Raw genomic sequence first — 7,329 nt, 5'->3', positions numbered from 1 at the left:
GCGCCGCGGGGCGTCTCGGCCGACTCGTCGGTCGCCGCCGGGGTGGTCTTGGCTGGCATGTGTTCTGAACCTCTTCCTCACCGTCGCGCGGCCTGCCCGTGAATGGGCGTGCGGATGGGCGACCGCTTCGCGCCTGACGTGATTTCGGACACGATGAGGACCCATGTCAAGTCCGCTGCGGGTGGCGACGTACATCGCTCGGCGGACCAGACCGGGTCCTGCCCCCTATTATACAGGGTTCAACGCGCTCCGGACCCGCGACGACACGGGATCTGGGCGCGCTCGGCCCACGCATCGTGCAACGCCGGCGCGGGGCGGGGCATTCCCGATCGCGCGTTCCGATCGGCCGCGATCACGCCTCGTCGGCGTCGGGGTGACGCCGACGCGCGAGGAACTTCTCGAGCTCGGCCGCGATCTCGTCGGCCGAGGGCAGTTCCCCGTCCTCGTCGGTGAGCGGCGAACGCAGGGTCGTGCCCTCCATGTAGTCGTCGTGGCGCTCCTCGAGCGTGTGCACGAGCTTCGCGAGCTCGCCGTTCTCGGCGACCTGCTCGTCGATGCGGGCCAGGAACTCGCGCCCCTGCTCGCGAAGGGCGTCCGTCGGGAAGATGCGTCCGGTCGACGCGCTCACGGCCTCCAGGGCCGCGATGGCCGCCGACGGGAACTCCGCGTCGGCGAGGTAGTGCGGGACGAGCAGCACGAACCCCGAGGTCGGGTGGCCGCGCTCCTGCAGCCGGTACTCCACCAGGTGCAGTGCGTTCGCCGGTGCCTGCGTGGTCGGCCGCCAGACCGACATCGCCTCGATGAGGTCGGTCCGCGTTCCGCTCACGGTGACGCCGATCGGCCTCGTGTGCGGCACGGGCATCGGGATGGAGTTGATCCAGGTCGTCGAGCCGACGCCGAGCCGCTCGATCAGATCGAGCACCGCGGCGCCGAAGCGCTCCCACTGGAAGTCCGGTTCGAATCCCGTGAGCAGCAGGAACGGCTGCCCGAGCTCGTCGCGGGCCAGGTCGAGCGTGAGCCGCGACGGCCGGTACTCGGCGATGTGGTCGCCGTCGAAGAGGATGACCGGCCTGCGGGCGCGGTAATCGAGCAGTTCGTCGGCGTCGAACGTCGCCACCACGTCGGTGTCGAGCGTCGAGAGGAGGTACTCGGTGGTCTGCGCGACGGCCGAACCCGCGTCGGCGAAGCCGGTGAGCCCTGCCACGAGCGGCAGCCCGGATGGCACCTCGACATCGAGGTCGAGCTCGTACAGGGAGCGGGGATCGCGCATGTTCCAAGGGTACCGAGGACGGCGCGCAGGCTCCCCGGCGCGCCGCCGGGTCGGACGTGCCCACAGCGAACACCTAGCATCGAAGCCATGTCCGTTCCCTCGATCGAGCTCACCGCCGCCCCCGCCTCCGATTCCGACGCCGATGCCATCGTCGTGCCGGTCCGCCGCACCCCCGACGGGCCGCGACCCCTCCCGGAGGGATTCGACCGACTCGGCGGCAGGCTCGAGGCGCTCGGCGCCACGGGCGCGATCGAGGAGGTCACCCGCCTGGTCGCGCCCGGGGACGACCACCGCCTGATCGTCGCAGTGGGCGTCGGAGACGCCGACGACGTCGATGCGTTTCGGCTCGCGGCCGGGGCGGCCGTCCGATCGCTGCCCTCGGCGGACTCGGTCGCCCTCGCGGTCGGAGACATGGATGCTGACCGGGCCGAGGCGTTCCTGGAGGGCGCCGCGCTCGGCGCGTACACGTTCACGCGGTACCGCGAGGCGCCGGCCGGACCTGACCGCGTGACGCTGCACGCGTCGTCGGGCGACCTGTCCATCCGCCTGGACCGCGTCCGCGCCGTCGTGGCCGCGGTCGCCCGGACCAAGGACCTCGTCAACACGGCTCCGAACGACCTCCCGCCCGCCGTCTTCGCGGACGCGGCGCGCACCGCCGCGGAGGACGCCGGGATCGGGGTCCGCGTGCTCGACGAGGCCGCGCTCGCCGAGGAGGGATACGAGGGCATCCTCGCCGTCGGCGGCGGTTCGTCCCGTCCCCCGCGCCTGGTGCGCCTCGACCACGCGCCGGATGGGGCGACGGTCCACGTCGCGCTCGTCGGCAAGGGCATCACCTTCGACTCCGGCGGCCTCTCGCTCAAGCCCGGTGCCTCGATGGTCGGCATGAAGTCCGACATGGCCGGCGCCGCCGCGGTGCTCTCGGCCATGGTCGCGCTCGCCGAGCTCGACGTCCCGGTGCGGGTGACCGGATGGCTCTGCCTCGCCGAGAACATGCCCTCGGGCACGGCCGCCCGGCCCAACGACGTGATCCGCATGAAGGGCGGAACGACGGTCGAGGTGTTGAACACCGACGCCGAGGGCCGGCTCGTCATGGCCGACGCGCTCGCCGCGGCGAGTGAGGAGCAGCCCGATGCGATCATCGACGTCGCGACGCTGACCGGCGCGCAGGTCGTGGCGCTCGGCAACCGCATCACGGGCCTGATGGGCGAGGACGCGCTCGTCGAGCGGGTCCGTGCCGCAGCCGACACGGCGGGCGAGCCCACGTGGCCGATGCCGCTTCCCGGCCACCTGCTGCCGCTGCTGAAGTCCGACGTGGCCGACCTGGCGAACACCAAGCTCGGCACGGTCGTGCCGGGGATGCTCCTCGCAGGCGTGTTCCTCCAGCAGTTCGTCGGCCGGCGGGACGGCGAGGACTCGCCCCGCATCCCGTGGGCGCACCTGGACATCGCGGGACCGTCGTTCAACTCGTCCGCGGCCTGGGGCTTCACCGGGTCGGGCGGCACGGGTGCCGCCGTCCGCACGCTGGTCGCGCTGGGCGAGGGCCTCGCCGCCAGGTAGTACAGTCGTCACGGGCGTTTCCTCGCCCCCAGACGTTCCCCGGTCACGAGCCGGGTGACTCGCGCCGCAGAACCGATGCGCAAGGGAGATTCCGTTTGTCCGAGCAGAACTTTGACCTCGTCATCCTCGGAGGCGGCAGCGGGGGGTACGCAGCCGCGCTGCGCGCCGTCCAGCTCGGCCTCAGTGTGGCCCTCGTCGAGAAGGACAAGCTCGGCGGCACGTGCCTGCACCGGGGCTGCATCCCGACCAAGGCGCTGCTGCACGCCGCGGAGATCGCGGACGGCACGCGCGAGTCGGCGAAGTTCGGCGTGCGCTCGAGCTTCGAGGGCATGGACATCCCCGCGGTCACGCGGTACCGCGAGGGCATCGTCGCGAGCAAGTTCAAGGGCCTGCAGGGCCTGATCAAGGCCCGCGGCATCACCGTCGTCGAGGGCGAGGGGCGGCTCGAGGGCACGAACACGGTCGTCGTCGGCGACCAGCGGCTCACCGGCAAGAACGTGGTGCTGGCCACCGGGTCGTACTCGCGGTCGCTGCCGGGTCTCGAGATCGCGGGTCGCGTGATCACCAGCGAGCAGGCCCTCGAGCTCGACTTCGTCCCGAAGAAGGTCGCGATCCTCGGCGGCGGCGTCATCGGCGTCGAGTTCGCGAGCGTCTGGCGCTCCTTCGGCTCCGAGGTGACGATCATCGAGGCCCTCCCCCACCTCGTCCCGAACGAGGAGGAGTCGATCTCGAAGCAGCTGGAGCGCGCCTTCCGCAAGCGCGGGATCGACTACAAGCTCGGCGTCCGCTTCCAGGGCGTCACCCAGCACGACGACGGCGTGGTCATCACGCTCGAGAACGGCGACACGGTCGAGGCCGAGCTGCTGCTCGTCGCGGTCGGCCGCGGCCCCGTCACGGCGAACCTCGGGTACGAGGAGGCCGGCGTCACGATCGACCGCGGCTTCGTCATCACGAACGACCGCCTCGAGACGAGCGTGCCGGGCGTGTACGCCGTCGGCGACATCGTTCCCGGACTCCAGCTCGCGCACCGCGGCTTCCAGCAGGGCATCTTCGTCGCCGAGGAGATCGCCGGCCTCAACCCGATCGTGGTCGAGGACGTGAACATCCCCAAGGTCACCTACTGCGAGCCCGAGGTCGCCTCGATCGGCTACACCGAGGCGCGCGCGGCCGAGAAGTACGGCGCGGATCAGGTCTCGTCCTACGAGTACAACCTCGCCGGCAACGGCAAGAGCCACATCCTCGAGACGAGCGGATCGATCAAGGTGGTCCGAGTGAACGACGGCCCAGTCGTCGGCGTCCACATGATCGGCGCCCGGGTCGGCGAGCTGATCGGCGAAGCGCAGCTGGCGGTGAACTGGGAGGCGTACCCCGAGGACATCGCGCCGCTGATCCACGCCCACCCGACCCAGAACGAGGCCCTCGGCGAGGCCTTCCTGAAGCTCGCGGGCAAGCCGCTCCACGCACTGTGAGCGTCCGTCCCGTCGAAACACGACTGCAATAAGCTAGAACGCGTCACACGCTGTGAAGGAGACAAGCGCATGAGCGAATCCGTCAGCCTCCCGGCACTCGGCGAGAGTGTCACCGAGGGTACGGTCACCCGCTGGTTGAAGAATGTGGGCGACCGGGTCGAGGTCGACGAGCCGCTGCTCGAGGTGTCCACCGACAAGGTCGACACCGAGATCCCCTCGCCCGTCGCGGGCGTGATCGAGGAGATCCTCGTCCAGGAGGACGAGACGGTCGAGGTCGGCGCTCCTCTCGTGACCATCGGCGACGGCTCCGGCGGTGGCGGTGCCCCGGCCGACGAGGCCCCGGCGCAGGAGCAGGCCCCCGCGCAGGAGCAGGCCCCCGCGCAGGAGCAGGCCCCCGCGCAGGAGCAGGCCCCGGCCCAGGAGCAGGCCCCGGCCCAGGAGCAGGCCCCCGCGCAGGAGCAGGCCCCGGCCCAGGAGCAGGCCCCGGCCCAGCAGGCAGCGCCGGCTCAGCAGCCCGCGCCCGCCCAGCAGCAGCCTGCGCCGGCTCAGCAGGCCCCGGCCCAGCAGGCCGCGCCGGCCCAGCAAGCCCCGGCCCAGCAGGAGGCTCCGGCCCCGCAGACGCAGGGCGGCGCGCACGCCGGCACCTCCGGCTACGTGACGCCGATCGTCCGCAAGCTCGCGAACGAGCAGGGCGTAGACCTCGCCAGCGTGACCGGCACGGGCGTCGGCGGCCGCATCCGCAAGCAGGACGTCATCTCGGCGGGCAGCAGTGCTCCCGCCGCCGGCGCCGCGAAGCGCGAGCCGCTCGAGACCTCGCCGCTGCGCGGGACGACGCAGCCCATGACCCGCCTGCGCAAGGTGGTCGCGGAGCGCGCCGTCGTGTCGATGCAGTCCACTGCACAGCTCACCTCGGTCGTCGAGGTCGACGTGACGCGCGTCGCGCGGTTCCGCGACAAGGTCAAAGGCACGTTCCAGGAGAAGACCGGCACGAAGCTCTCGTTCCTGCCCTTCTTCGCCCTCGCGGCCGTCGAGGCGCTCCGCGCGTACCCGATCATCAACTCCACCGTCGACGGCGACTCGATCGTCTACCCCGACAAGGAGAACCTGAGCATCGCGGTCGACACCGAGCGCGGCCTGCTCACCCCCGTGGTCCGCGACGCCGGCGACCTCGACCTGGCGGGCTTCGCAAAGCAGATCGCCGACCTGGCGGACCGCACGCGCAACAACCAGCTCAAGCCCGACGAGCTGGCCGGAGGCACCTTCACGCTCACCAACACAGGCTCGCGCGGCGCGCTGTTCGACACGCCGGTGGTCTTCCTGCCCCAGACCGCGATCCTCGGCACGGGAATCGTGGTCAAGCGTCCCGTCGTCGTCTCGGAGGACGGCTCCGACGCGATCGCCGTGCGTTCCATGGTGTACCTCGCCCTGTCGTACGACCACCGCATCATCGACGGCGCCGACGCGGCGCGGTTCCTGACCGCCGTCAAGGCGCGCCTCGAGGAGGGCGACTTCGAGGGCGACCTCGGCATCTAGTCGAACCACTCCCGCAGACGCCAGCCGGCCTCGCTCCGCATCATGAGGAGCGAGGCCGGTTCGCGTCCGGTCGAGATCGGCACCTCCAGCACGACGGCGTCGCCGAGGTCGGCGACGAGCCGGATGCCGTCGGGGTCGTAGGGGCCGGCATCGGACGGACCTTCGGAGGCGACCACCCGATCGCGGCGTTCGATCGGCGAACCCGGTTGGGCGTAGCGCTCGATGCACACGGCGTCGGCGGTGGCGAGGCACGCGACCCGCAGCGCGAGCAGGGTGCGAGCAGCGGGCTCCGGCTCCTCGGCGACGACCGCGGGCACGGCGTCGGCACCACCGGACGCGGACTCCCCCGGAGCGGTCGCGTCCGCGCCGACACCACCTGCCTCGTCGTCGGATGGCGCCTCGCCCGTCGACGGGGTCGGCACGGGCGTGGCCGGCGCAGCAGCCGGCGGGAGCATCGTGAGCAGGAGCACGAGGGCGGCCGCGCCGGCCAGGCCGCCGACGAGGAGCACCGGCCGGCGACCCGCAGCCCATTCGGTCAGGCGCCGTCGGACCCGGGCGACGGCCTCCCCGTCGGCGGCCTCGCCCAGTTCGTCGGCGAGCGTGGCGGGCATCTGCGCGAGCTCCGCGACGCGCCGCCCCGCCGTCCGGTTCCCGGAGGGGTCGATCCGCGAGGGCACGGCGCCCGGGCGGCCGCTCCTCGTCACGCGGATCGGCGTCGGATCCGCCGCGGCGAACAGGGCGCGTTCGATCGCCACGTGGTCCGGCGCGAACGGTCGGCGCTCCGACATCTCGCGCAGTAGTGCCTCCACTTCCGCGAAGCGTGACGTCCGCGCGGGGCCGACCACCTGCACGAAGAGGTCCGTCAGCGCCGTGTGCGCACGCCGGCTCCGCTCGATCCGCCGGTCGACCGGGACCTCCCGGTCCACCCGCTCGAGCGCACCGAGGCCGATCAGCCGGGGCCGTCCGGTCAGGTCGATGAGCACGTCCGACGCGGTGAGTCGCGTATGTGCGAAGCCCCGCGCCGCGAGCCGGCCGACCGCCACGACGACGGGCGCGAGCACGGTGACCGCCTCGCCCGGGGAGAGGGCCCCCCTCGCGAGGACCTCGGCGAGCGAGTGTCCGCGCAGGTGCTCGACCACGACGCAGGTGCGCCCGTCCGGGAGGGCCGTCAGGTCGACGAGGCGGGGCAGCATGCCCGCGTCATCCCCCGCCATGGCGTCGATCTCGGCGGCGATGACCTCGTCGTCGGCCTCGACTCCGTACAGCCGCAGCACGACCAGCGCCGATTCGGATTCCGAGTCCGAAGCGGCCGCCGTGGATGCGACTCGCGCAGCGAGGTGGATGTCGGCGCGCTCTCCCGACGCGAGCCGACGCACGAGCCGGTACCCGGCGACCCGCGCCTCGGGGGGCGCCGTCGCGACGCTGTCGGCGATCCCGGATCGCGGGGCGGTGGATTCGACTGGGCGGGTCACGGCTCCACGCTCGCACCGGGCGCGGCGA

At 72.4% G+C, this 7,329-nt stretch carries 5 protein-coding genes; 3 read left to right on the top strand and 2 right to left on the bottom strand.

All coding sequences use genetic code 11. From position 1 onward, the window contains the following. Positions 1–352: 352 nt before the first annotated feature. The gene (locus ABME01_RS08990; RefSeq protein ID WP_353828052.1) at positions 353–1,270 is read right to left on the bottom strand and encodes a proteasome assembly chaperone family protein; all 918 of its coding nucleotides are present in this window, start codon (positions 1,268–1,270) and stop codon (positions 353–355) included. Positions 1,271–1,357: 87 nt separating this feature from the next. Between ABME01_RS08990 and ABME01_RS08985 the strand changes: the two genes are divergently transcribed. The 3 genes from ABME01_RS08985 (at position 1,358) to sucB (ending at position 5,829) form a co-directional block, all read left to right on the top strand. Continuing rightward, complete coding sequence (locus ABME01_RS08985) at positions 1,358–2,827, top strand: leucyl aminopeptidase (RefSeq protein WP_353828051.1); 1,470 nt, start codon at positions 1,358–1,360, stop codon at positions 2,825–2,827. A 95-nt stretch (positions 2,828–2,922) separates the two neighbouring features. Further along, positions 2,923–4,296 carry a dihydrolipoyl dehydrogenase gene (gene lpdA, locus ABME01_RS08980; protein ID WP_353828050.1) on the top strand — a complete coding sequence of 458 codons (1,374 nt, stop codon included), beginning with the start codon at positions 2,923–2,925 and terminating at the stop codon, positions 4,294–4,296. 69 nt (positions 4,297–4,365) lie between these two features. Further along, positions 4,366–5,829 (top strand): 2-oxoglutarate dehydrogenase, E2 component, dihydrolipoamide succinyltransferase, encoded by a 1,464-nt coding sequence (gene sucB, locus ABME01_RS08975; protein WP_353828049.1) that lies wholly within the window; start codon positions 4,366–4,368, stop codon positions 5,827–5,829. Here sucB and ABME01_RS08970 read toward each other — a convergent pair. Beyond that, positions 5,826–7,301 (bottom strand): serine/threonine-protein kinase, encoded by a 1,476-nt coding sequence (locus ABME01_RS08970; protein ID WP_353828048.1) that lies wholly within the window; start codon positions 7,299–7,301, stop codon positions 5,826–5,828. The genes sucB and ABME01_RS08970 overlap by 4 nt on opposite strands. Between the last annotated feature and the right edge of the window lie 28 nt (positions 7,302–7,329).

Origin of the sequence: Agromyces litoreus, assembly GCF_040496015.1 — a bacterium.
Taxonomy (GTDB): domain Bacteria; phylum Actinomycetota; class Actinomycetes; order Actinomycetales; family Microbacteriaceae; genus Agromyces; species Agromyces litoreus.
This window is presented reverse-complemented; position numbering and strand designations above follow the sequence as displayed.